Origin of the sequence: Flavobacterium sp. 120 (assembly GCF_003633605.1) — a bacterium.
Taxonomy (GTDB): Bacteria; Bacteroidota; Bacteroidia; order Flavobacteriales; family Flavobacteriaceae; genus Flavobacterium; species Flavobacterium algoritolerans.
The window spans coordinates 727,994-752,323 of sequence record NZ_RBKZ01000001.1; the positions used below are offsets into that span (position 1 = coordinate 727,994).

A 24,330-nucleotide genomic window follows, 5' to 3' on the forward strand; every position below is an offset into this window, starting at 1 on the left:
ATTTTATTTTTTTGTTAAAAGAATTAAATCAATAATCCTGGACGAATAACCTATTTCATTATCATACCACCCAACAACTTTTACCATTTTATCAATAACAGAAGTTAGTTGTGCATCAAATATACATGAATTTTTATTGCCAATCACATCAACAGAAACAATCGGGTCTTCAGTATAATCCAATATCCCTTTTAAATTTGTTTGTGCGGCAATTTTGAACGCGTTGTTAATCTCATTTATAGTCACCGCTCGTTTTACATTGAAAGTAATATCAGTCAAAGAACCATCGGGAACGGGTACTCGTATACCGCAACCGCCAATTTTACCTTCAAACTCAGGGAAAATTTTTGTCAATGCTTTTGCCGCTCCAGTTGTTGTGGGTACGATGGACTGACTTGCACCGCGAGCGCGACGTAAATCTTTATGAGGTTGATCGTGCAAACTCTGGTCTGTCGTGTAGGAATGTATGGTAGTGATGTACGCTTGTTCTATACCGCAAAGCTCATTGATCACTTTAATCATCGGTGCTGCATTATTCGTGGTGCAACTGGCATTCGAAATGATAGTTTCAGTTCCGTCAAGAATAAAATCATTTACACCCAGCACTACCGTTTTTATAGTGTCTACTTCCGAAGGTGCAGAAAGAATCACTTTTTTGGCACCAGCAATAATATGGGAATTAAGTTCTTCAAAAGTTTTGTATTTACCGGTAGATTCAACTACGTAATCAATATCTAAACTTTTCCAATCCAGGTTTGAAATGCTTTTTTCGTGAAAAAACAAAAAATGATTTCCATCGACCAGAATTCCTTTTTCATCATCGCTGACCGCAAATGGTAAAACACCGTGAATACTGTCATATTTTACTAAATGCGCCATTGTCTTTTTATCGGCAATATCATTTATGGCAACAACTTCTATAGAAGTATGGTTTAAAAGTAATCGGAATAAATTCCTGCCGATTCTTCCAAAACCATTTATGGCAATTCTTGTTTTCAAATGGATTCGTTTATTCGTTTATTCGTTTATTCGTTTATTTGGTTAACCGATTAAACAAATAAACGAATAAACTATTTATAAAATATGTTTTTGTGCTTTGTAAGATGAACGAACTAACGGTCCGCTTTCTACATGGCGGAAACCTAATTCCAAACCAAATTGCTCGTATTTTGCAAATTGTTCCGGTGTTATAAATTCCTTTACCGGTAAGTGTTTTTTACTCGGTTGCAAGTATTGGCCTATCGTTACAATATCAACATTGGCTTCACGTAAATCTCGCATCGTTTGATAAACTTCCTCTTCTTGTTCGCCAAGACCCAACATAATTCCAGACTTTGTTCTGTTGATTCCTTTTTCTTTCAAGTAGCGCAACACTTCCAGACTTCGGTCGTATTTGGCCTGAATGCGCACTTCACGCGTCAATCTGCGAACCGTTTCCACATTATGAGAAACCACTTCAGGATTCGCTTCTACGATTCTATCAATATTTCTTTCGATACCTTGAAAATCCGGAATCAGAGTTTCCAGTGTTGTGTTTGGGTTCATTCTTCGGATGGCTTTCACGGTTTCAATCCAAATAATGGAGCCTCCATCTTTCAAGTCATCTCTGTCAACGCTGGTAATTACGGCATGTTTAATATTCATGATTTTTATAGAACGCGCCACTTTTTCAGGTTCATCCCAGTCCACCGTTTCTGGTCTTCCGGTTTTTACACCACAAAAACCACAAGAACGCGTACATACATTTCCTAAAATCATAAATGTAGCCGTTCCTTCGCCCCAGCATTCACCCATATTTGGGCAGCTTCCCGAAGTACAAATCGTGTTTAAACTATATTTATCAACTAAGCCGCGAAGCTCTGTATATTTTTGGCCTATTGGGAGTTTTACCTTCAACCATTTCGGTTTTCCCACAGGTAAAGTATTTTCTAAAACAGTTTCCATATATCAATTTTCAGAGCACAAAGATAAGGAATGTAGTTTATTTGTGGATTCCTTTATTTGTTTATTTGAAGAAAGAGAAATGGATGTTTTAGGAGCATACTATTTGCTTGTTTTTAGGAAATAGTCGTCCTGCTTTTCGTTATATTCACACTAATCGCTGCGTTTCTCGCAATGAGCATGTGATACCACTGCAAATGTAATTCACTAAACTCCTAAATTAAATAAAGGTTTTGTGAAGTAATCAGGGATACATTAGAATTTTTTGTTGTTTTAGGATAAAATGTAAAAAGAATAAAAAGGTATTAAAAAGAAAAGCTTCAAAATTAATTGAAGCTTTTCTTTTTATATTTAATTCATCTGTACCGTAATGGGAAGGTTATAGGCAGTTCGTACTGCTTTTCCATCAATCATTCCAGGTGACCATTTTGTTTTCAAGGATTTCAACACACGAACGGCTTCTTTTCCCAAGCCATAACCAGGATCTCTTTTTACCTGAATGTCAGTCATGCTTCCATCTCTTTCAATTACAAAAGAAACATATACTCGAATCGAACCGCTACCGTCTATTTCTTGTTTTGCAAAATTATTACCCACATAAGTGTAGAACTTATTAATTCCACCTGGGAACTCAGGAAGTTTATCCAAAGCAACGCTGTTTACAATAGTATTTCCCAAATCAACGGGCGTTACGCTTTCAGTTCCAGTTCCCGAGGAAGAAGTTGGGTTTATACCCACAGTTCCAGTTCCTTCAGCGCTTGTATTTGTTACGCTAGTATTGTCGGTGTTTTTTGCAATGTCCTGATTTGCTTGTGAAGCCTGAACAATTTCAGGATTAACAAGTTTTTCGCTTGTAACGGGCACTTCAACAGCTTTGGTTTTTATCTCAGGAAGAGTCTTTTTTTCTTCTAGCTGATTGGGAATTATGTCAGTAAGTTGGACGACAGTATTTGTAAGTTCAGGAATACCTATCGTGATTCCTTTATTGGGATTCAGATAGGAAATGATTACGGGAATACTTAAAGCCCCCGATAAAAATAATACACCCATAAAAAGTGCCGTTAATGATGTTTTAGTACTTTCCTGACGTAATTGATACGCTCCATATTCTTTGTTTCGGTCTTGGAAAACAAGGTTAATCCAACCGGTCTCGTAAATGCTTAGTTTTGACATAATTTATGGATTTAGTGGTTAAGTAATAATTAAATCATAAGCAGAGGTGTTTTATTTTTATAACGTGTAAAATAAGAATTTTAGTATATAAATTTAATAATTATTTTTGATTTATTTAGTTTTATGTTTATTTATTTAACGATAACGTTGATTAATTTGTTTGGTTAGTCCTTAAAGTTGGAGTAATTCATAAAAAAAAGCGCATCCAAATCAATGAATGCGCTTTGTTCTTGTATTAAATAATTCTGTTAGTAGGGTTTAAAAAGCATATTTAAATCCAATTTGTATTTGAAATGGATTTCCTGATGCTGGTGTGCCTAAAGCATATAATGATTGACTTCTAAGGGATTTGTTATGTTGTTTAAAATAAAAACTACCTTTTATTCTGAATAATTTCTGCCAGAAGTTTTTTGGCGCGAAGCAATTTAATCTTCACATTACTCAAAGGTTCATCGATTTTATTGGCAATTTCCTGGTAACTCATTTCCTGAAAATAGCGCAACTGAATCACTTCTTGATAATGTGGTTTCAATTCTTTGATGAATTGCAATAACTGAGAAAGATTTTGCTCGGTAATCAATTCATCTTCTGCTGATGGAGTAGTGTCAGCAATATTGTAGGCTTGCTGATCTTGTTCATCGGTAATTTCGACAAAAAGACTCGATTTCTTTTTTCGTAATAAATCGATGTGTACGTTTTTTGCAATGGCGATAAGCCAAGTATTAAACTGGAATTCCGAGTTGTATGTGGCTATTTTATCGAACGCTTTAGAGAATGTTTCAATGGTAATGTCCTCGGCATTAGTTTCATTTTCGGTGCGTTTGAGCATAAAACCATACACTTCATTCCAATAATAATCCAATAGAAAAGTGAAGGCAACCTGATCACCTTGTTTTGCTTTTTCTATTTGTTTGTTTATTTCCAATGTACTGGTTTTGAGAATATATTTGTTATAAAGATATTGATTTGTGTTAAGATAAGTACTATTTCAACAATAGGAAACCAGAATTTAATATCATTTTCTTTAAGTTTACCTGCCGAAAATCCTACCACAATCCATGCCACAAGATAACGTAACGCGATTAAGCTTAAAACTAATATCCATTGAAACTGGAAGGCTAACAATATGATTGGTAATATAATAAATAGTAATTGTGAACAATAGAATGCTCCTAACTGTAGTTTGTCAAGAGGTTTATAATAATTTGCCGTAGCAATATGCCTTCTTTTTTGGGTCAACCAGTCTTTGTAGGTGGTTTTTGGTTTAGAAAGTGTAAAACTTTCCGGTGTGTAGGCAATAGTTGTGTTTTTAGCTTTTGCGGCTTGGTTTATAAATAAATCATCATCACCAGAACGAATCTGCATGTGTTCGATGAATCCATTTACATTGAAAAATTCCTCTTTTTTATAGGCTAAATTTCTACCCACGCCCATATAAGGATGTCCAATTTTTGCCCATGAAAAATACTGAATAGCCGTCAATAAAGTTTCAAAACGAATTATTTTATTCAGCAATGAATTAGGAATTTTTTCATACTTACCATAACCCAAAACAATTGTCTTTTGCATGGTAAATTGAGAGCTCATTGCTGTTATCCATTCTCTTGAAGTTGGGTAACAATCAGCATCTGTGAATAATAAATACTCTTTTTTGGCGGCTTTTATTCCTAGAGTCAATGCGTATTTTTTGTTTCCCCAAAAGGCTTCGTTGTTCTCCACTTTTACCAAGCGAACATTAGGATATTGCTTTTCAAAATCTTCAAATATATCCAAAGTAGCGTCACTTGAAGCATCGTCAATCAGAACAATTTCGAAATCAGGATAGTTTTGTTCCGCAAGCAGAGGAATAAAATTAGCTACATTTTCTTCTTCATTTTTGGCACAGACAATCACCGAAATCGGGATTCTTTTTGGGGTTGTTTTCTGCGCTTTGGCGAAAGCAAATTTTCCAAAAACACCTAGATAGTACGAAATTTGAACAACAACAATAAAAATAAAAAAGTAAAGAATTAGTATAAGCATCTGAGTTTAATGAGTTTTTAAATCGAGTGCAAAGGTATGAATAGAATTGTGAATTGTTAAATACAATCTGTGAATTTCGAAAGAATTTATATTGGACATTTCTTCATCTCATTCGCAATAGCGACGGACTGATTTGTGTTCGCTTTTTCTAACTCAGAAATGATGTTTCGATAATTTTTTTCGTCCCTGTTTTGAGATAGTTTTTTCGTAGCTTGGATTTCAGTGATTTCAATTTCAAATGCTACAATGCCACGAGTTTGCATCATGGTTTTCTTAGATAAATCTTCTACGCGAACCGGGTTTTCAGAACTTTGTTCGTACTTATCGACTAGCTTTTTTAAGGATTCGATGACGGCTTCTCCTTCGATAATTTTGATTTTTCCATACACATGAACGGCAATGTAGTTCCATGTTGGTACATTTTGATGATCGTACCAAGAGGAAGAAATATAACTGTGAGGTCCTGAAAATACTGCTAAAATTTGGTCATTGTCTATGAAACCATTCCATTGTGGGTTTTCTTTGGAAATGTGCCCGTATAAAACATCCTTGCCTTCTTTATTAGTGTCCAGTTCCAAAGGAATATGTGTGGCGCATAATTTCCCATTGGTTTGATTGATTAAAATACCAAAGCTATTCTCTTGAAGAAATTTTTTGATCTCTTCTTGATTTTCATTTTTGTAAATATCGGGTGTATACATATTTGATAACTTAGGTTTTTGATGTTAGAATTAAACACAAAATTAAAAGATATGAATTAATTTTTTTCTAATAATCTAAGGAGTCTAACAGTCTTTTTTGTTAAATCACATTCACTTCGGCTTCAATGTGAATGCCAAACGTTTTAAAAATAGTCTCCTGAATATTTTTTGAAACATTCAAAATTTCCTGTCCGGTTGCATTGCCATAATTCACTAAAACCAAAGCTTGATTTTTATGGATTCCGGCATCACCAAAACGTTTTCCTTTGAAACCGGCTTGTTCAATTAGCCAACCTGCAGGAACTTTTACTTCGGTTTCTGAAATATCGAAATATTTCATTTCAGGAAATTGCTGATGAATTTTCTCAAAATCCGATTTCAATAAAATTGGATTTTTAAAGAAGCTACCGCTATTTCCCAATTCTTTTGGGTCGGGTAACTTGCTTTGTCGAATGGCAATTACAGCATTGCTTACGTCCTTCAAAGTAGGATTTGTGATGTTGTTTTTGGCTAATTCTGATGAAATATCTCCGTAAGAAGTATTGATTTTATGATTCGTTTTTGTCAGTTTAAAAACAACGGATGTAATAATATATTGATTTTTAACTTCATTTTTAAAAACGCTTTCTCGGTATCCAAAATGACATTCATCCTTTGTGAACGTTTTCATTTCCTGATTTTCTATGGTCATCGCTTCACAGGAAACAAAAGTGTCTTTAATTTCTGTACCATAGGCTCCAATGTTTTGGACTGGCGTAGTTCCAACGTTTCCAGGAATCAGTGACATGTTTTCCAAGCCACCAAAATTTTGGTCGATGGTCCAAAGCACAAATTCATGCCAGCTTTCACCAGCTTGACTTTCGACCCATACAAAATCATCATTTTCTTCAATGATTTTTTTGCCTTTTAAATCGATGTGAATGACAAGTGCATCAATATCTTTTGTTAAAAGCATATTGCTTCCGCCGCCTAAAATAAATTTTTTCTGTGATTTATTTTCTTGTAAAATAGTTTTTAAATCCGGCACAGAATGAACGGCAACAAACTGTTTTGCTTTGGCTTCAATGCCAAAAGTATTGTATTTTTTTAAAGAGAAATTAGATACTATTTCCATAAAAGAAAGTGCTTTTTGAATTGTTTTATTCCGCACCAAAAGTAACGATTAAAATTTAGTTGCATACGTTTTCATCCAGATATGCATCATAAACAATGGCATAATGTAAGGAGTCATGGTAGTTTCCCCTTTTTGTAAATTCTGAACAAGTTTTTGAATGTTTATGTGTTCAAAATAAGGTATTTGAAATAAATCACTTTTTGAGAAAGATTCTAATTCGTCTTTAAAAGCGGGACTTTTTGTGATGTAATCTCCCCAAGGTGCGCTTAAACCTACTTTTCTGAATTTTAGAATTTCATCTGGCAAACGTTCTTCCATTGCTTTTTTTAGAATGAATTTCCATTTTTTTCCTGTAAAAAGCCATTTGTCTTCTAATGATCCTAATCCAACAATTAATCTCGGGTCCAAAAAGGGTTCCCTGCATTCTATGGATGCGCCCATTGTGCAACGGTCATTTCTGTCTAGAAGCGAGCATAAATAGGTGTGTTGGTCAAAATAAAGTGCTTGTCGGCGTAAATTATCAGGATACAAAGACTTTGCTTCTTTATAGATTTTTTTTCTGTATTCGTTGTTTGGAGGTGTGTTAATTCCAAAAGTCTCCGCAATATCATTTGGAAAAATATTGGAGCCATTATAGATGACTAAATCAGATTTTTTATTGATTTGGGCGTAACGTGTTAATTTTTCGTACCGTGGTTGTTTTGTAAAAACATCCAGATTTCCTATGGAAGCGATGGAATTTAATAAAGATGGATATTGTAAGGCTTTATAGCGCACATAACCACCCATCAACTCATCAGCGCCTTCACCGGAAAGTAACACTTTTACAGAAGGTTTAGCCATTTGTGAAACCGCTAAAAGGTGCGGTTCGCTTAAATGCATAATCGGTTCGTCCTGAAAATAAGTAGAACTGATTAACTGATCGTAAAGATTTTTATCCTCTAATTGCATGGTTTGAAATCCATAATCGAACTTCTCTGCCATCATTTTAGCTAGATGTGCTTCGTTATGTTCTTTCTCTTTAAAACCAATATTAAAAGTTTGTATGTCTTTGTATTTTTGATGGTGCAGTGAAGCTAAAATAGATGATGAATCCAGGCCGCCACTTAGCATTACGCCCACAGGAACGTCGCTGACCATTCGCATTTTTACAGAATCATCAAACGTTTCTCGAAACCATTCTACGGGATTTTTTATTTCGGGTTGGTTTTGAATCTCGTTTTTTAAATTCCACCAGGTATTGTTAGTGGTTTTTCCGCCTTCATGAATGATCATGATGTGTCCGGGCAAAACTTTTTTTACGTTTTGATATAAGGTGTTTTCACCAGCAACAAATCGGTTAAAAATATATTCTTCCAGCCCGTCTTGTGCCATCTTGAGAGGAACTCCAGCTGTGAAAAGCGCTTTTTGTTCGGATGCAAAATAAAAAGTTTCGTTATAAAAAGAATAATATAAAGGTTTAACACCCATTCTATCACGAACAACAGTTAGTTTTTTCTCTAATTTATCCCAAATAGCAAACGCAAACATACCGTTGAGGCGGTTGAGCATTTTTAAACCATATAATTGAAATAATTTCATTAAAACTTCAGTATCCGAAGTGGTTCTGATGTCAAATCCATTGCTTTTTAACTCGGGATAAAATTCTCTGAAATTGTAGATTTCGCCATTATAAACCAGTACATATCTTCCGTCTTCTGATAGGAAAGGTTGGTGTCCGGCAAGTGAAACATCTAGAATTGAAAGTCTTCGGTGTCCTAAACCAATATTGTTTTCTATGAACAATCCTTTATCATCTGGACCGCGATGTTCCAGCGAATCGCGCATTTTTACAAGAACGCGTTCGTCAATTTTTTTTTGCGATTGTAAATGCAAGATTCCATTAATTCCACACATAGTTAATTGGGGCTATTTGTGTTAATTAATTCGTGGTATTTATTGGCAATAATTTTCATATTTATGTTGTAATCTGCATTCTTTTCTAAAAATATTCTATTTTTTAAAACGGCTTCGTTTCGATGTTTATTGTTTTTAAATGCCCAGATTAATTCTTCTGCCAGCATTTTGTAATCATCAATGGTAACTAATTGTCCGTTTTCGCGGTGTTTAATCCAACTCTGATTTCCTGCAATATCTGTTACAATTGGATAACAATTTGTAGCCATAGCTTCAAATAATGACGCCGAAACACCTTCTGTTATTGGCATACTAATGTAAATATTAGATTGTTGCAATAATTTTGGTAATTCAGTATTTGGGATTCTTCCGGTAAAGTTGACTTTGTCTTCAATACCTAAATCTTTTGCTAGATCTTTTAATTTCGAAAGTTGGGATCCGTCCCCTATAATGGTAAGTACGAAATCTATTCCCTTTTGGTTTAAAATTGCAAACGATTTTAAAATAATATCATGACGGTATTCCGGTAATAAAGAACGAGTGACTATGGCACAAATTTTTTCTGGATTGGCGTTGTTTTGATTCCCAAATTTAGTCAGATCAATTCCTTTTGGTAAAACCAAAACTTTATTCATATCTACATTGGCTTCCAGCATAGAAATAGTCATCACGGGTCCCCAAGCATGAATTAAATCTGCTTTTTTGAAAGCGTAATTCTGAATGAGTCTTTTTAAGGGTAATGAAATCGATTTTTCAGGCCATAAATCGGTTTTGCCTTGTTGTGCAATTGCAACAGGTTTTACGCCGGACAATGCAGCAAGAAAGCCATAACTGGTGGTTCTTTCCGCAATTACCATATCCGGTTGTTGGGTTTTTATTATTTTCTTGATTTTAAAAATAGCCAATTCGAATTCGAAAATCCTTAAAATTCGGTTATGAATACAATTGCTGGGTGTTTTTAATTCCCATGTAATGATTTCAAAATCACCAAATTCCTTCAGACCGTTCATCCAAGTGATGGCATCGGCTCTGTAGGATTCTCCCAGAAAAAGTATTTTCTTTTTTTTCATCAGTGAAAATTATAATTACTCAGAAGTTAAAGCTCGATTTATAAAATCGTTCAATGGTTTAAGCGCAATCAATTTTTTACTCATTGTAGCAACAAAATCCTTTTTTGTTACTTCGGAGATATCAATTCTTTGAGAACATTCGAAACTTTTCAATTTTAAAAATTCAATAGCAGGATGTTCTTTTTCGTATCCTCGTGGTGGATTCTTTAGCGTATCTTTTTCATTTCTATCAAAATCTTTAAATTCCCTTTTAAAATCTTTTTCGTTAAGAATAGCTTCTAAATCATCATGGAAATAGGCAATTTCTTTACGCATTTTTTTCAAATCTGGCGCTTCGGGGCAATACAATCCACCGGCAATAAAACTGGCTCCTTTTTCTAAATGAAGGTAATAACCAGATCGATTCATACCTTTTGCTCCCGAAGAAAGCCAAACGCCTAAATGTGATTTATAAGGAGTTTTATCCTTAGAAAATCGAATGTCACGATTGATTCTAAAAGTACAATTTTTTACTTCAAGCATTTCCAGCGATGGATCGAGCGGTTTCATGGCATCCAGAAAATCTCCAACTAATTGTTGGTAATCTTTCTTGACTGCTTCGTAGCGTTTTTTATTTTCTAAAAACCAATCTCTATTATTGTTGGCTTTTAAATCATCCAGAAATTGTAGTGTATCTTTTGAAAGCATCTTGTAGCTATTGTAGTTGTTTTTTTAAATCGTCCTCACTTATAAAACCAGAATGTTTCCATTTTACTGCTGCCTTGTCATACAATAATAAAGTAGGAAGTTCGCTGATTTTCATTTCAGAAATTAAGGTTTTATTTTTATCGGCATCCAATCGAATGATAGTCACTTTGTCTGCTAAATCTTTTTGCATTTGCAAAACATAAGGAGTCATTTTTTTGCAGGGAGCACACCATTCAGCATAAAAATTAATCAGTACTTTTTTATCTGAATTCAATAGTTTGTTGTATTCCTGAACGGATAGACCTATAATTTTAGCACTTGGTTTTGAAAGACCGGCAGCATCCCATTTTAACATTCCTCCGTCTAGTTGATAAATAGTTTTAAAACCTAATTCATTTAGTTTTTCAGCCGCTTTCTGACTTCTCCCGCCACTTTTGCAATACACAAAAACGGGTTGTGATTTGTCTAGTTTTTCTACATTGGCAACAAAAGTAGTTCCAAGCCAGTTTATATTTTTAGCATTGTCAATATGGTCAGAAGTGAATTCTTCAGGAGTTCGTACATCCAAAATTTGTGGATTTTGAGTTGTAGCTATCTTTTCGGCAAAAGCTTTTGAATCAATAGTTTTGATTTCTTTAGAATTTTGCCCGTTGCAGGATAAAACAACAAAGCATATTATTGCCAAGAATATTGAATGAAATTTCATTGTAATCGAGTTTAAAATTGAATACGCTAAAATAGGTAATTTTTCAATTTTCGAACCGTATAAATTACTAAATAAAAGTTATAAGTTGAAAATTTTATACGTCTGATGTGTCGATTTTACAATAGCTTCAGTACGTTCCGGATGTGTATCTGAAATAAAAAGTTGACCAAAAGTATCACTGTTGACCATTTCTATGATTTTGGAAACGCGACTTTCGTCTAATTTATCAAAGATATCATCAAAAAGTAAAATGGGTTTCACACCGCTTTGCTTTTTTAGAAACTCAAATTGAGCTAGTTTTAAAGCGATTAGAAATGATTTTTGCTGCCCTTGAGAGCCAAATTTCTTAATTGGATGTTGGTCTATTTCAAATGCTAAATCGTCTTTGTGAATTCCTACACTTGTATAATGTAAAGCTCTGTCTTTGTTGATGTTTTCCTGTAATAAAGTCAATAAGTCTTTTTCGAATAAATGACTTTCATATACCAGTTGAACCGTTTCTTGTGAACCGGTTATGGCTTGATGATGTGTGTTGAAAATAGGAATGAACTCACTTATAAATTCTTTTCTTTTTTTGAAAATATAATCTCCAAAACCATTAAGTTGCTCATTATATATAGAGAGCGTATCATTGTCAAAAACATGGTTCAATGCAAAATATTTCAACAAGGCATTGCGCTGACTCATTACTTTTTGATATTGAATGAGTTGTTGTAAATAATGGGAATCCAGTTGCGAAATCACGCTGTCCATGAATTTTCTTCTGGTTTCGCTGCCTTCCACAATTAAATCCCTGTCGGCAGGCGAAATGATTACCAAAGGAATAAAACCAATGTGATCCGAGAATTTGTCGTAGGCTTTTCCGTTGCGTTTCAATATTTTTTTTTGCCCTTTTTTTAGGCTGCAAAGAATTTGTTCATTTCTTTCGTTTTTTTCAAATTCAGCATCAATCACAAAGAATTCTTCTCCGTGTTTAATATTCTGAACCGCTAATGGATTGAAATAGCTTTTTCCGTACGATAAATGGTAGATTGCATCAAGCACATTTGTCTTTCCAATACCATTCTTGCCTACAAAACAATTTATTTTGCTGTCAAAATCGAAATTTGCTTCCGAAAAATTCTTATAATTGAATAATGAAATCTTTTTTAAATACATCTGTAAGGCTTGCTGGTATTGAGAACTTTGATGTTTTTAAACGGGTTTTTCAAAGTGGGTGCAAATTATTGAAAAATATCGATAAAAATGGCTTTTAGATTTGAATAAAAATTTTATTTTTGCGACTCACTAAATTAAAAATAAATGGCTACTTACAGTAAAAGAGGATATAAAGCACCAAAAGAAAAAGAAGTAAATGACGCGGTTGAAGCAGTACAAATTGATGAAAAAGACAGCACAACAGCTGGTGTTTTTTCAACATTAGACGAAACAGCTTCAAAAACTGAGGATTGGGTAGCTAAAAACCAAAAAGTTATTATTGGTTTAGTTGCCGCTGCCGCTATTTTTACAATTGGTTATTTAGGATACCAAAGATTCGTTGCTGCACCACAACAAGAGGAAGCAGCAAATGAAATGTTTGTAGCACAACAAAATTTTCAAAAAGCAACTGATGGAGTAGCAAGTGACTCATTATATAAATTGTCTTTGAATGGTTCAGAAGGTAAATTTGGATTCTTAAAAATTGCTGATGAATATTCTGGAACTGATGCAGGAAATTTAGCTAATTATTATGCTGGAATTGCGTATTTGAACACAGGAAAATATACTGAGGCGATTGATTATTTAAGTAAATTTAAATCAGATGATATTGTTTTAGGAGCTTTGGCAAAAGGAGCAATTGGAGATGCTTATTCTCAAAAAAACCAACCGAAAGAAGCTTTAGAAAATTACATAAAAGCTGCTGAATCAAATAAAAATGATTTCACTACACCACGTTTCTTATTGAAAGCTGGGAAAACAGCTTTGGCATTAGGAAATAAAGCAGATGCTTTGAAATATTTTACAGATATTAAAGACAATTTTGAAGGAACTCCAGAGGCTGCTTCAGTTGACGTTTTGATAGGATTAGCACAATAGTAAAAAATGATATTAAGATTGGTGATTTAAGATTGTAGAATTTTGATTTCAAAATGCTATCTTTAATATCTGAAATCAAAATTTTAAAATCAAAATTCTAAAATCAAATGGCTACCGTAAATAAAAACTTATCCGAGTACGATAAAAATTCAATCCCAAACGCGAAAGATTTTCGCTTTGGGATTGTTGTTTCAGAATGGAATGATGCTATAACTGAAGGACTTTATAGAGGTGCTATTGAAGCCCTTTTAGAAAACCAAGTTCCAGCTCAGCATATTATTCGCTGGAATGTTCCTGGAAGCTTTGAACTTATATATGGTTCAAAGAAAATGTTGCAAACACAAAATGTTGATGCTGTCATAGCTATTGGATGTGTAATTCAAGGCCAAACCAAGCATTTTGATTTTGTGTGTGAAGGAGTAACTCAAGGAATTAAAGACCTGAATGTTCAAACGGATATTCCGGTTATTTTTTGTGTTTTGACTGATAATACCATGCAACAATCTATTGATAGAAGTGGAGGAATTCACGGTAACAAAGGTACTGAAGCTGCTATTGCGGCTATCAAAATGGCCTATATTCGTCAACAGGCTTCGTTATCACATCAAATCGATAACCAACATTTATTGTCAGCCGGCGCTATTCAATTAGAAGAAGGGACACCTTTAGAGTTGAAGGAATAAATAATAAAAAACACTAATTATTAAACCTATACTGTCTCATAAATAGTATAGGTTTTTTGTTTTTTTTATGATTAAATAAGCTACCATTCCCAATAGAAATTCATTAAATTTGTACATCTTGGTTTTAAAAAATTTAAACCTTAAACTTTAAACAACATTTTTTTAATGTCGAGTATAATTCAATTACTTCCTGATCATGTTGCCAATCAAATTGCTGCTGGAGAAGTCGTTCAAAGACCAGCTTCAGTTGTCAAAGAGTTGCTTGAAAACGCAGTTGATGCCAGAGCAACAGATATAAAATTAATTCTTAAAGATGCAGGGAAGGCATTAGTACAAGTGATTGATAATGGTTTAGGAATGAGCGTTACCGATGCACGTTTGTGTTTTGAACGTCACGCCACTTCCAAAATTCGTCAGGCCGAAGATTTGTTTTCTTTGCATACCAAAGGATTTCGTGGGGAAGCACTAGCATCTATTGCGGCGATTGCCCATATGGAAATGAAAACCAGGCAAGATCAAGAAGAACTTGGAACGCACATTGTTATTGAAGGCAGTAAGTTTGTGTCACAAGATGTTGCTGTTTTGCCAAAAGGAACTTCATTTGCTGTCAAAAATTTATTTTTTAATATACCGGCGCGACGTAATTTTCTGAAATCGGATACGGTGGAATACCGCCATATTATTGATGAATTTCAACGTGTGGCTTTGGCTCACCCAAAAATACATTTTACCTTTTATCACAATGGTAGCGAAATGTTTAATTTGCCGCCATCTACTTTGCGACAACGAATTGTCAATGTTTTTTCAGGTAAAACCAATGAAAAATTAGTTCCTGTTCAGGAAGAAACAGAAATAGTGACGATTCAAGGATTTGTTAGTAAACCTGAGTTTGCCAAAAAAAATCGTGGAGAACAGTTTTTCTTTGTCAATGATCGTTTTATAAAAAGCGGTTATTTGCATCATGCGGTTATGGCCGCCTATGACGGAATCTTGAAAGATGGTGCGCAACCGAGTTATTTTTTATATTTATCGGTGCCGCCAAATACTATTGATATCAATATTCATCCTACTAAAACGGAGATTAAGTTTGATGACGAACATGCTTTATATGCTATTTTAAGAGCTTCCATAAAACATAGTTTGGGACAATTTAATGTAGCCCCAGTTTTAGATTTTGACCGAGATTCTAATTTAGATACGCCGTATCATTATAAAGATTTAGAAGGTGCTACGCCGACGATTCAGGTTGATGGCAACTTTAATCCTTTCTCCGAAGAAAAACCCAGCAAGCAATTTTCCAGTTATAGAAAACCGGAACCAACGGCTAATTGGGAAAGTTTATACGTAGGTTTAAAACAAGATACGGATGAAATAGGGCAGATGACTTTCGAAAATGAAGAAGTGACTTCTTCTTTATTTAATGATGAAGAAGTAGAGCATTCTGTTCATAAAACCTATCAAATTCATAAAAAATACATTGTTTCGTCAATCAAATCAGGAATGGTAATTGTCGACCAGCAACGTGCGCATCAACGTGTTTTGTATGAGCAGTTTTTAGTAAATATGACAGTGAACCAGGCATCAAGCCAGCAGTTATTATTTCCTTTGAACTTGTTTTTTTCGTCAAGCGAAATGAATCTTATCGCTGAGTTACAACTTTCGTTGATGAATACCGGATTTGTTTTCGAAGAAAATAACACCGATCATATTGTTATTTCGGGAATACCGGTAAATGTAACGGAGAGCGAAGTTTCATTGGTTTTAGAACAATTATTGAGTGATTTGCAGGACGGAATTCCTGAAAGTAGTTTCAGTCAGAATGATACGATTGCCAAATCAATGGCCAAAAGTTTAGCGGTAAAAACAGGAACGCACCTTACAGAAAAAGAGCAGGAAAATTTGGTCAACGGACTTTTTGCCTGTAAAGACCCCAATGTTTCCCCATTTCATAAACCCACTTTCATCACGATGCGTGTGGAAGATTTAGATAAAAAATTTGCATTATGAGAAACGTAACTGAGACAGTAAAACAATTAATTATTATAAATATATTGTTTTTTGTAGGTACACTTGCTTTAGGGGATTTTAATCCCACAAATCCAGCGTATAGAATATTAGCCTTATATTTTCCGGAAAATCCTGATTTTCAATTGTGGCAACCGTTGACACACATGTTTATGCACGGTGGCTTTATGCATATTTTTTTCAATATGTTTGCTTTGTATTCTTTTGGGTCTGCTTTAGAGCAAATGTGGGGAAGCAAGAAATTCTTATTTTTCTATATTTCCTGTGGCTTAGGCGCTGCGTTGTTGCATACTGGAGTTAATTATTACTATTTCCAAGATAGTTTAAATACTTTGATTGCTAATGGATTTCCTAAACAAGAGATTTTACAACTTTTAAATGAAGGCAAAATAGATACTAGATGGCAACAATTTATATCTGTTTCTGATTTTCAAAATTTCACAGGTGCTTATATTGGTACTGCAGTAGGAGCATCTGGAGCTATTTACGGAACGATAGTGGCGTTTGCTTTTATGTTTCCTAACGCTGAATTGGCTTTGATGTTTATTCCTGTGCCAATAAAAGCAAAATATTTTGTACCAGGTTTGGTATTGGTTGACTTGTATTTAGGTATTTCTGGAAAATCAATTTTTGGTGGTGGTGGAATTGCTCATTTTGCACACGTTGGTGGTGCTTTGTTCGGTTTTATTATTATGTGGTATTGGAAGAAAAATCAGTTCAATAAAAACCGTTGGAATTAAAAACACAACCCTTTAAAAGTAGTACGACCTAAATATCAGATCTTAAATCCCAATTAAATTATGAATATTATTGACGACCTGAAATTACAATACAAGATGGGAGGAATAGTGACTAGGCTAATTTTTTGGAATGCCGCTTTGTTTGTTCTTCCGTGGTTGCTTTTTGCACTTTTATCTTTGTTGGGTGTCAATATTGATTATATTCATTATGTGAGTTTATCTTCTAATCCGGCACATTTGCTTTGGAAACCTTGGTCGTTGCTTTCGTATGCTTTTTTTCACAGCGGAATCATGCATATTATTTTTAATATGATTGTTTTGAACTTTGCTGGCAGACTATTTATGACGTATTTTACGTCTAAGCAATTATTGGGTTTGTATGTATTGAGTGCCATTTTTGCTGGAATTAGTTATATTTTGGTATTCTACGTTTTAAATATTAATGCTCCAATTGTAGGTGCTTCTGCTGCTATTATGGCTATTTTGGTTGCTACGACTACGTATCATCCTTTGATGGATCTTCGTTTATTGATCATTGGGAATGTCAAGTTGTGGCATATAACCGCCGTAATTGTTATTGTTGATTTAATGCAATTGCGTTCAGAAAATATGGGTGGGCATATTTCTCATCTTTCTGGAGCTTTTTTTGGTTTTATTTTTATTAAATTGCTTCAAAATGGAACTGATTTAAGTACTGTTGTTACTCGTGTGATAGATTTTTTTGCAAATTTGTTCAAAAAAAATACGGCAACACCATTCAAGAAAGTGCATAAAAATTACAGTAAGCCTTTGGAAAAAAGTATTTCAAAAATAGTTACTAAAGATAAATCGCAACAGCAGATAGATGAAATTTTAGACAAAATCAGTCAGTCAGGTTATGATAGTCTGACAAAAGAAGAAAAAGAATTCTTATTCAAAGTTGGGAAATAAGTATCAATGAGATTTTAGCTATTGTTTTAATAAAAAATATAGAAAATGAAAAATCTTTCATGGTTTAATAAAGGAATGTTTTTTTTGAATATAGTCCTTACTATTGTGACTTTTATAGCCTATGTTTTGCCCTTTTTGGCGCCAAAATCTTTCCCTCTTCTGTCTGTTTTGACACTTTTTATGCCGCTTTTTTTTATCTTGAATGGCTTGTTTTTTGTGTATTGGGCCTTGCAACTCAAAAAGCAATTGATAGTTTCGGGTTTGGTTTTATTGATAGGGATTACTTTTATAAATAAATTTTATAAATTCTCTTCTCCTGAGTTTCCAATAGAAGAAAAAGATTTTACCGTAATGAGTTATAATGTTCGTCTGTTTAATGTCTTTAAATGGATTGATAGAGACGATGTTCCTTCGGATATTCTTGCCTTCATTAATGATAAAAACCCAGATATATTGTGTCTTCAGGAATACTCATCTTCTGCTAACATAGATTTGAAAGTGTATCCGCACCGATATATTTTCACTGATGGAAACCAAATTAAAACCGGCCAGGCGATTTTTTCTAAATTCCCGATTATTGACCAAGGAAATATTATTTTTCCAAATTCCAGTAATAACGTAGTTTTTGCGGATGTAAAAAAAGGAAAAGACATTATCAGGGTTTACAATATGCACATACAGTCTATCAAAATTTCTCCTGATGTCAATGAAATTGATGAAAATATAGATGCGATTAATCAGCAGAAATCACAAATGTTATTTATTAGAATCAGTAAAGCATTCAAGCAACAACAACAGCAAGCGGAGATTTTTAAGGAGCATAAAATGAAATGTACGTATCCAATTATCATTTGCGGAGACATGAATAATAGCGCTTTTTCTTATGTGTACCGAAGCATTAAAGGAAAATTGAAAGATAGCTTTGAAGAAGTAGGAAAAGGTTTTGGAGAGACCTATAAATTCAGGTATTATCCCGCCAGAATTGATTATATTTTTGCTGACGAAAAAATGAAAGTAAAGAAATTTGAGAATTTCCCAAAATTTATTAACTCAGATCACTTTCCTATTATGGCAAGATTGTCTTTTGAATAAAATCTAATTAGGAATTTTATTTTAGAATCAGTTCTTGTTTTTTTAAATAATCCATGGCATATTTCCCTTCATTAAACAGCAAATCCAGTACGCTAAGATTGTTGATAAAACCATGTTTGTCATCAAAAACCTGCGTGTAACTTTCGAATACAGAAAGGTCTTTTTTTCCGTTTACCAAACCCCTGAAATCTGTAATTGTAGTTGGTTCAACTTCGTGAAAGTATTCTGTTGTGGTCGTGTAATCCAGTTTCAGACGAAAACATTTTGATAGAATGTCAAAAACCTCAAAATTTAGATCCAATAAAAAGGTGTATTTTTTCTCGAAAATCGGTCTGATATCATCTTCGAAAAATTCAAAAAAAGGAGAACTTCGGTATCCAGCTTCTAATGATTTGAAATGTTGTTTTTGCCAATCAAAATCGGTTTCAATTTTGATGTCTTTTGTTTTTTGATGGCTTTCTTTCGAATGTTTTACTGGGATGTTTAATAGCTGAATTCCGTTTGGACTATAAATATAAGCGCGATTGCGATTGGTTTGTTTCTGAAAATTATCTTCTACTTCAAAGGTAATATTTTCCGATTGTACCATCGCTGCAAAATGGCTAATCGATGGAAAATAGGTAGGATGGATGAGAATGTTCATATTGTCTAAAGTTTTTAAAGTCATAAAGTCGAAAGTCATAAAGCTAGATTAAATAGCAACTTTATGACTTTAGACCTTGAAACTTTTGACTAATTTTTCGCCTCTTTTCTTTTCTTCCAAAAATAATCTCCAATAAAAAATGCGGCTAAAGCAATTAGGAAATATTTAAAATAAGATTGAGGTTGACCTTCACCGCTAACAGTTGTAAAAACCCTGTCCCAACGTATTTTATTCAAACCTTTCCCGTTAGTATCCCAACTTAACCAAATAAAAATAGGTTTCCCTACAATATGATTTTCAGGAACAAATCCCCAGTAACGACTGTCTTCTGAGTTGTGACGGTTATCACCCATCATCCAGTAATAATTTTGTTGAAAAGTATAATCTTTAACTACTTTTCCGTTTAGTCTTATTTCGTTTCCTGTCACTTTAAGATCGTTTTTATCTCCATTTTCATTTGTTTCATAATCAGTAATTATGGTTTTATAAAATGGCAATGATTCGGTTGTTAAAGCGACAGTTTTTCCTTTTTCTGGAACATAGATTGGACCGTAATTATCACTGTTCCATTTATTAATGTGCGGGAAAACACCTTTTCCATTATTTGCTTGATCAACATCTCTAGATATTTGTCTGATTACAGCAGTTACACCAGGTACGTTTTTCAATCTTTCTGCTCCGGCAGCTGTCAAGGCACTAAAGATTAATGTGTCTCTTCGTGTTTCATCAGTAACCATTACAGGGTCAGTTACGTCCATCTCTTTAAGTAAATGCTCAAAATCGATTGGTGTTTTTCCGTCTAATGCTACTTTATAGGAGAATTGTGGTTTTGCTCTTTCGGGCAATTCCAATAGTTTGCCATCAATGTAAATCATGCCGTCTTTTATAGACAAGTTATCTCCAGGGATTCCAACACATCTTTTAACGTAATTCGATTTCTTGTCTATCGGTTTTAAAGCACGTCTATTTGAAGTGTCAAAAAACCTGTAAACGGTATCAACCGGCCAGTTAAATACAACGATGTCCGTTCTGTTTATGTTTTGAATTCCCGGCAATCTTAAATAAGGTAATTGTGGCCAAGTTAAGTATGATTTTTTTTGAAGTAAAGGTATCGAATCGTGAACCATTGGCAACGCTACAGTTGTCATTGGGATTCTAGCGCCATAATTCATTTTGCTCACAAATAAAAAGTCACCTACCAATAAGGATTTTTCCAATGAAGAGGTAGGAATCGTGTACGGTTGAATTAAATAGGTGTGAACCAAAGTAGCTACAATAACTGCAAAAAGCAATGAGCTAACGGTATCAGCTGCTTTGTTTTCGGGACTTAAACTTCTGTCAGCTATGTAATTTAATTTTTGGGTATAATTGACATAATAGATGTAAAAACCAAGAGTTACAATTCCTAAAAAAGTATCTAATCCAGATCGCTTTCCAAAACTTCTCAATGTTTCTACCCAGATTACAGGAAACATAATCAAATTGATAATTGGAATGAAAAGTAAAATAGTCCACCAGGTAGGGCGGCCTATTATTTTCATCAAGACAATAGCATTATATACTGGAATAGCGGCTTCCCAACGTTTCCTTCCTGCACTTTCATATAATTTCCAGGTTCCTAAAAAGTGAACTATTTGTACAAGCAGAAAAAATATAAACCATTGATATACTGACATAATTTTTTGTTTAAGGATTAAAGTTTATGATTGTCAAATTAGTAATCATAAACTGGATAACATTTATTTTAAATTTAAAACATCTTTCATTGTGAAAATTCCTTGTTTCCCCACAATCCATTCTGCAGCAATTACAGCACCTAGAGCAAAACCTTCACGATTGTGTGCCGTGTGTTTTATTTCGATAGCATCAACAACAGAATTGTAAGTCACCGTGTGGGTTCCCGGAACAGTTCCTATTCTTTTTGCTTCGATATGAATTTGATTGGCTTCTGGTTTTTCCATTGTCCAATTGGTATATGAACTGTTTTCAATTACTCCTTTGGCTAATGAAATCGCTGTGCCACTTGGCGCATCTAGTTTCTGGGTATGATGAATTTCTTCCATGTCAACCGAGTAACTGTCAAATTTTGACATGATTTTTGCCAAATATTCATTGAGTTCAAAGAAAATATTTACACCTAAACTAAAGTTAGAACTGGAGATAAAACCACCGTTTTTTGCTGTGCAAAGTGCCGCCATTTCATCATAATGTTCTAACCAGCCTGTTGTTCCTGAAATTACAGGGACATTAGCATGGAAGCAACTGGAGATATTACTGACTGCTGCTGTTGGAACACTGAAGTCTATAGCCACATCAGCATTTGAAAGACCATCAAAAGTATTGTTTTCATCTTTTTTCAAAACGATTTCATGTCCTCTTTCCAGTGCAATTCTTTCAATTACCTGACCCATTTTTCCGTATCCTAAAAGCGCAATTTTCATTTGTTTTTTATATTTATAAATTAAAATTTAAAGATGAATCGAGCAATCTGTTTTCGATCTAAAAATTATAATTAAATGTTAGTCCTACATTAGTCTTTAATGTTACATCATTTGGATAAAGAACGGGTCTTACTGATAAGTTTTCATCCACATTGAATTGTATTAAAGCGGCATCGACATTAGCATCTATGATGTTTAATGCATAGAATGCCAAAGTTACCAAAGCTGATAAATCTCGATTTCGTTGATAAAATTTTTGTCCGGCAATCAATCGATTGTTATCTAAGAAAGCCAAATCATCTGTAGTGTATCCTTCTAATCTGCTTTTGTAAGCATCTCTGTATTGATGGTATTTCCTGTTGTTATCAATATAAAAGTAAACACTGGTTCCTAAAGCTCCGTAAACGAGCGGTATTTTCCAGTATTTTTTATTGTAAGCCTGACCTAAACCCGGTAAAATTGCTGAAAAGAAAGCTGCTTTTGCAGGAGTCAACGGATCGATGTCATTTGATTTCAAAGTATCTTTTGCGACAAGCACTGCTTCTGTTTTCGTTTGGGCAAAAACAGTAGTGTTTCCTGCAATAAAAAGGAATAGACCTATGAAAATGATTTTATGCACTACTCGTTTATTAGTTTAATGATTCTGTTGAAGTCTTCTTCAGAATGAAATGGAATAGTGATTTTTCCTTTGCCGTTTCCGGCTACTTTCACATCGACTTTGGTTCCAAAATAATTTGTAAAAGCGCTTTTGTGGGCATCTGCAATTTCAAATGAGGCTGCTTTTGGTTTACCAGCAGGTTTTGGTTTTAAACTTTCCTGATAGTTTTTTACCAAAGTTTCTGTATCACGAACCGATAAATTTTGGCTCACGATTTTTTGATAAATATCGGCTTGAATGTCTTGGTCTTCAATATTGATTATTGCACGACCATGACCCATACTGATAAAACCATCACGAATTCCGGTTTGGATAATCGGATCCAGTTTTAAAAGTCTCAAATAATTAGCGATAGTAGAACGTTTTTTTCCTACACGCTCACTCATTTGTTCCTGAGTCAATTGAATTTCGTCAATCAAACGTTGGTACGAAAGTGCAATCTCAATTGGATCTAAATCATGACGCTGGATGTTTTCCACCAATGCCATAACTAATGATTCATTGTCATTTGCAATACGAATGTAAGCAGGAACTGTTTTCAATCCCACAAGAGTCGACGCACGAAGACGACGCTCACCCGAAATCAACTGGTATTTATTGAAGTCTAATTTACGTACGGTAATAGGTTGAATAACACCTAATTCTTTAATAGAAGTCGCTAATTCTCTCAATGATTCCTCATTGAAATTACTTCTGGGCTGAAACGGATTTATTTCAATTGCTTCAATTTCAAGCTCAATAATATTTCCTACAACTTTATCGGCATTTTTATCGTCAACGGATTTTATATCGTTTTCCGGATCTTTCAATAACGCAGATAATCCTCTTCCTAATGCTTGTTTTTTTATTGCTTTTGCCATAAAACTATTTACTGTTTTTCTTTATAACTTCTTGAGCAAGATGTAAGTAATTGGTAGCTCCTTTGCTTGTTGCATCGTAGTTTATTATACTTTCTCCAAAGCTTGGCGCTTCGCTCAGTTTTACATTTCTTTGAATAATGGTGTCAAAAACCATGTCGTTGAAATGTTTTTGAACCTCTTCAACCACTTGGTTTGATAAACGCAATCTCGAGTCAAACATGGTCAATAATAACCCTTCGATGTCTAAATCCGGATTGTGAATTTTTTGGATGCTTTTTATCGTATTCAATAATTTTCCTAAACCTTCCAGTGCAAAATACTCACATTGAATAGGAATAATCACAGAGTCAGCAGCAGTCAAAGCATTCAACGTAAGCAAACCAAGAGATGGCGCACAATCGATGATGATATAATCGTACTCGTCCTTGATGCTTTCCAATGCTTTTTTAAGCATATATTCCCTGTTTTCTTTATCGACTAATTCGATTTCAATAGCAACAAGGTCAATATGAGATGGAATTACGTCCACATTTGGAGCAGAACATTTTATAATGGCCTCTTTTGGCGTATGACTATGTTCCAGAATTTGATACGTACCTATCTCAACAGATTCAACATCAATTCCTAATCCTGAAGAGGCATTTGCCTGTGGATCAGCATCAATAAGTAACACTTTTTTTTCTAAAACACCCAGTGAAGCAGCAAGATTAACTGACGTTGTCGTCTTTCCAACTCCACCTTTTTGATTAGCAATCGCGATGATTTTGCCCATTTATTTTTCTAAATTTTGAACCGTAAAAATACAATTATTTATGGTTTCTAAAAATCTATTTTGTTAACATTTGTTAAAGCTTGATTAGTCGCTATTTGAC

Annotated in this window: 24 protein-coding genes; 6 read left to right on the plus strand and 18 right to left on the minus strand. The window is 34.1% G+C overall.

Features of this window, described 5'->3' with window-relative positions:
* Nucleotides 1-3: 3 nt before the first annotated feature.
* From gap to C8C87_RS03210, 12 genes are all read right to left on the minus strand, one after another.
* The gene (gap, locus tag C8C87_RS03155) at nt 4-999 is read right to left on the minus strand and encodes a type I glyceraldehyde-3-phosphate dehydrogenase (protein WP_121341087.1); all 996 of its coding nucleotides are present in this window, start codon (nt 997-999) and stop codon (nt 4-6) included.
* A 75-nt stretch (nt 1,000-1,074) separates the two neighbouring features.
* On the minus strand, nt 1,075-1,944 hold the full coding sequence (gene lipA / locus C8C87_RS03160; RefSeq protein WP_091171698.1) for a lipoyl synthase: 870 nt from the start codon (nt 1,942-1,944) through the stop codon (nt 1,075-1,077).
* A 348-nt stretch (nt 1,945-2,292) separates the two neighbouring features.
* Nucleotides 2,293-3,114, minus strand: a complete 822-nt coding sequence (locus C8C87_RS03165) for an energy transducer TonB (protein ID WP_121341088.1) — start codon at nt 3,112-3,114, stop codon at nt 2,293-2,295.
* A 373-nt stretch (nt 3,115-3,487) separates the two neighbouring features.
* Nucleotides 3,488-4,039 (minus strand): RNA polymerase sigma factor, encoded by a 552-nt coding sequence (locus tag C8C87_RS03170; protein WP_121341089.1) that lies wholly within the window; start codon nt 4,037-4,039, stop codon nt 3,488-3,490.
* The gene (locus C8C87_RS03175; protein ID WP_121341090.1) at nt 4,030-5,136 is read right to left on the minus strand and encodes a glycosyltransferase; all 1,107 of its coding nucleotides are present in this window, start codon (nt 5,134-5,136) and stop codon (nt 4,030-4,032) included. The genes C8C87_RS03170 and C8C87_RS03175 overlap by 10 nt, the downstream gene beginning before the upstream one ends.
* Nucleotides 5,137-5,222: 86 nt before the next feature.
* Entirely contained in the window at nt 5,223-5,837 is a 615-nt protein-coding gene (locus C8C87_RS03180; protein ID WP_121341091.1) for an FMN-binding negative transcriptional regulator, read from the minus strand.
* Between the two features lie 100 nt (nt 5,838-5,937).
* The gene (gene murB, locus C8C87_RS03185) at nt 5,938-6,951 is read right to left on the minus strand and encodes a UDP-N-acetylmuramate dehydrogenase (RefSeq protein WP_121341092.1); all 1,014 of its coding nucleotides are present in this window, start codon (nt 6,949-6,951) and stop codon (nt 5,938-5,940) included.
* Between the two features lie 48 nt (nt 6,952-6,999).
* Nucleotides 7,000-8,847 carry an asparagine synthase (glutamine-hydrolyzing) gene (gene asnB / locus C8C87_RS03190; RefSeq protein ID WP_121341093.1) on the minus strand — a complete coding sequence of 616 codons (1,848 nt, stop codon included), beginning with the start codon at nt 8,845-8,847 and terminating at the stop codon, nt 7,000-7,002.
* A 2-nt stretch (nt 8,848-8,849) separates the two neighbouring features.
* Nucleotides 8,850-9,917: a glycosyltransferase gene (locus tag C8C87_RS03195; protein WP_121341094.1), complete on the minus strand. Its 1,068-nt coding sequence runs from the start codon at nt 9,915-9,917 to the stop codon at nt 8,850-8,852.
* A 15-nt stretch (nt 9,918-9,932) separates the two neighbouring features.
* Nucleotides 9,933-10,604, minus strand: a complete 672-nt coding sequence (locus C8C87_RS03200) for a DUF2461 domain-containing protein (RefSeq protein ID WP_121341096.1) — start codon at nt 10,602-10,604, stop codon at nt 9,933-9,935.
* 7 nt (nt 10,605-10,611) lie between these two features.
* Entirely contained in the window at nt 10,612-11,310 is a 699-nt protein-coding gene (locus C8C87_RS03205) for a thioredoxin domain-containing protein (protein WP_121341098.1), read from the minus strand.
* A 78-nt stretch (nt 11,311-11,388) separates the two neighbouring features.
* A complete protein-coding gene (locus C8C87_RS03210) occupies nt 11,389-12,468 on the minus strand; it encodes a DNA replication/repair protein RecF (RefSeq protein WP_121341099.1) in 1,080 nt (359 codons plus the stop codon).
* 144 nt (nt 12,469-12,612) lie between these two features.
* Between C8C87_RS03210 and C8C87_RS03215 the strand changes: the two genes are divergently transcribed.
* The 6 genes from C8C87_RS03215 to C8C87_RS03240 all read left to right on the plus strand — a co-directional run bounded on the left by C8C87_RS03215 (nt 12,613) and on the right by C8C87_RS03240 (nt 18,856).
* Nucleotides 12,613-13,386 (plus strand): tetratricopeptide repeat protein, encoded by a 774-nt coding sequence (locus tag C8C87_RS03215; protein ID WP_121341101.1) that lies wholly within the window; start codon nt 12,613-12,615, stop codon nt 13,384-13,386.
* Nucleotides 13,387-13,493: 107 nt separating this feature from the next.
* Nucleotides 13,494-14,069, plus strand: a complete 576-nt coding sequence (gene ribH, locus C8C87_RS03220) for a 6,7-dimethyl-8-ribityllumazine synthase (protein WP_099713280.1) — start codon at nt 13,494-13,496, stop codon at nt 14,067-14,069.
* A 165-nt stretch (nt 14,070-14,234) separates the two neighbouring features.
* Nucleotides 14,235-16,076, plus strand: a complete 1,842-nt coding sequence (gene mutL, locus C8C87_RS03225; protein WP_121341104.1) for a DNA mismatch repair endonuclease MutL — start codon at nt 14,235-14,237, stop codon at nt 16,074-16,076.
* Nucleotides 16,073-16,834: a rhomboid family intramembrane serine protease gene (locus C8C87_RS03230; RefSeq protein ID WP_099713278.1), complete on the plus strand. Its 762-nt coding sequence runs from the start codon at nt 16,073-16,075 to the stop codon at nt 16,832-16,834. Before mutL ends, C8C87_RS03230 begins: the two co-directional genes overlap by 4 nt.
* Nucleotides 16,835-16,894: 60 nt before the next feature.
* Nucleotides 16,895-17,764: a rhomboid family intramembrane serine protease gene (locus tag C8C87_RS03235; protein ID WP_121341106.1), complete on the plus strand. Its 870-nt coding sequence runs from the start codon at nt 16,895-16,897 to the stop codon at nt 17,762-17,764.
* A 45-nt stretch (nt 17,765-17,809) separates the two neighbouring features.
* Nucleotides 17,810-18,856: an endonuclease/exonuclease/phosphatase family protein gene (locus C8C87_RS03240; RefSeq protein ID WP_121341109.1), complete on the plus strand. Its 1,047-nt coding sequence runs from the start codon at nt 17,810-17,812 to the stop codon at nt 18,854-18,856.
* A gap of 16 nt (nt 18,857-18,872) precedes the next feature.
* On the opposite strand, the gene C8C87_RS03245 is transcribed toward C8C87_RS03240, so the two are convergent.
* The 6 genes from C8C87_RS03245 to C8C87_RS03270 form a co-directional block, all read right to left on the minus strand.
* The gene (locus C8C87_RS03245; protein ID WP_121343277.1) at nt 18,873-19,499 is read right to left on the minus strand and encodes a WbqC family protein; all 627 of its coding nucleotides are present in this window, start codon (nt 19,497-19,499) and stop codon (nt 18,873-18,875) included.
* An 89-nt stretch (nt 19,500-19,588) separates the two neighbouring features.
* Nucleotides 19,589-21,175 (minus strand): signal peptidase I, encoded by a 1,587-nt coding sequence (gene lepB / locus C8C87_RS03250; RefSeq protein ID WP_121341112.1) that lies wholly within the window; start codon nt 21,173-21,175, stop codon nt 19,589-19,591.
* A gap of 63 nt (nt 21,176-21,238) precedes the next feature.
* Nucleotides 21,239-21,940 (minus strand): 4-hydroxy-tetrahydrodipicolinate reductase, encoded by a 702-nt coding sequence (gene dapB, locus C8C87_RS03255; RefSeq protein WP_121341115.1) that lies wholly within the window; start codon nt 21,938-21,940, stop codon nt 21,239-21,241.
* Nucleotides 21,941-21,998: 58 nt separating this feature from the next.
* Nucleotides 21,999-22,559: a DUF5683 domain-containing protein gene (locus C8C87_RS03260; RefSeq protein WP_099713273.1), complete on the minus strand. Its 561-nt coding sequence runs from the start codon at nt 22,557-22,559 to the stop codon at nt 21,999-22,001.
* Nucleotides 22,559-23,458: a ParB/RepB/Spo0J family partition protein gene (locus tag C8C87_RS03265; RefSeq protein ID WP_121341117.1), complete on the minus strand. Its 900-nt coding sequence runs from the start codon at nt 23,456-23,458 to the stop codon at nt 22,559-22,561. The genes C8C87_RS03260 and C8C87_RS03265 overlap by 1 nt, the downstream gene beginning before the upstream one ends.
* Before the next feature lie 4 nt (nt 23,459-23,462).
* Nucleotides 23,463-24,230, minus strand: coding sequence for a ParA family protein (locus C8C87_RS03270; RefSeq protein WP_035667779.1), 768 nt, complete (start codon nt 24,228-24,230; stop codon nt 23,463-23,465).
* Nucleotides 24,231-24,330 lie beyond the last annotated feature (100 nt).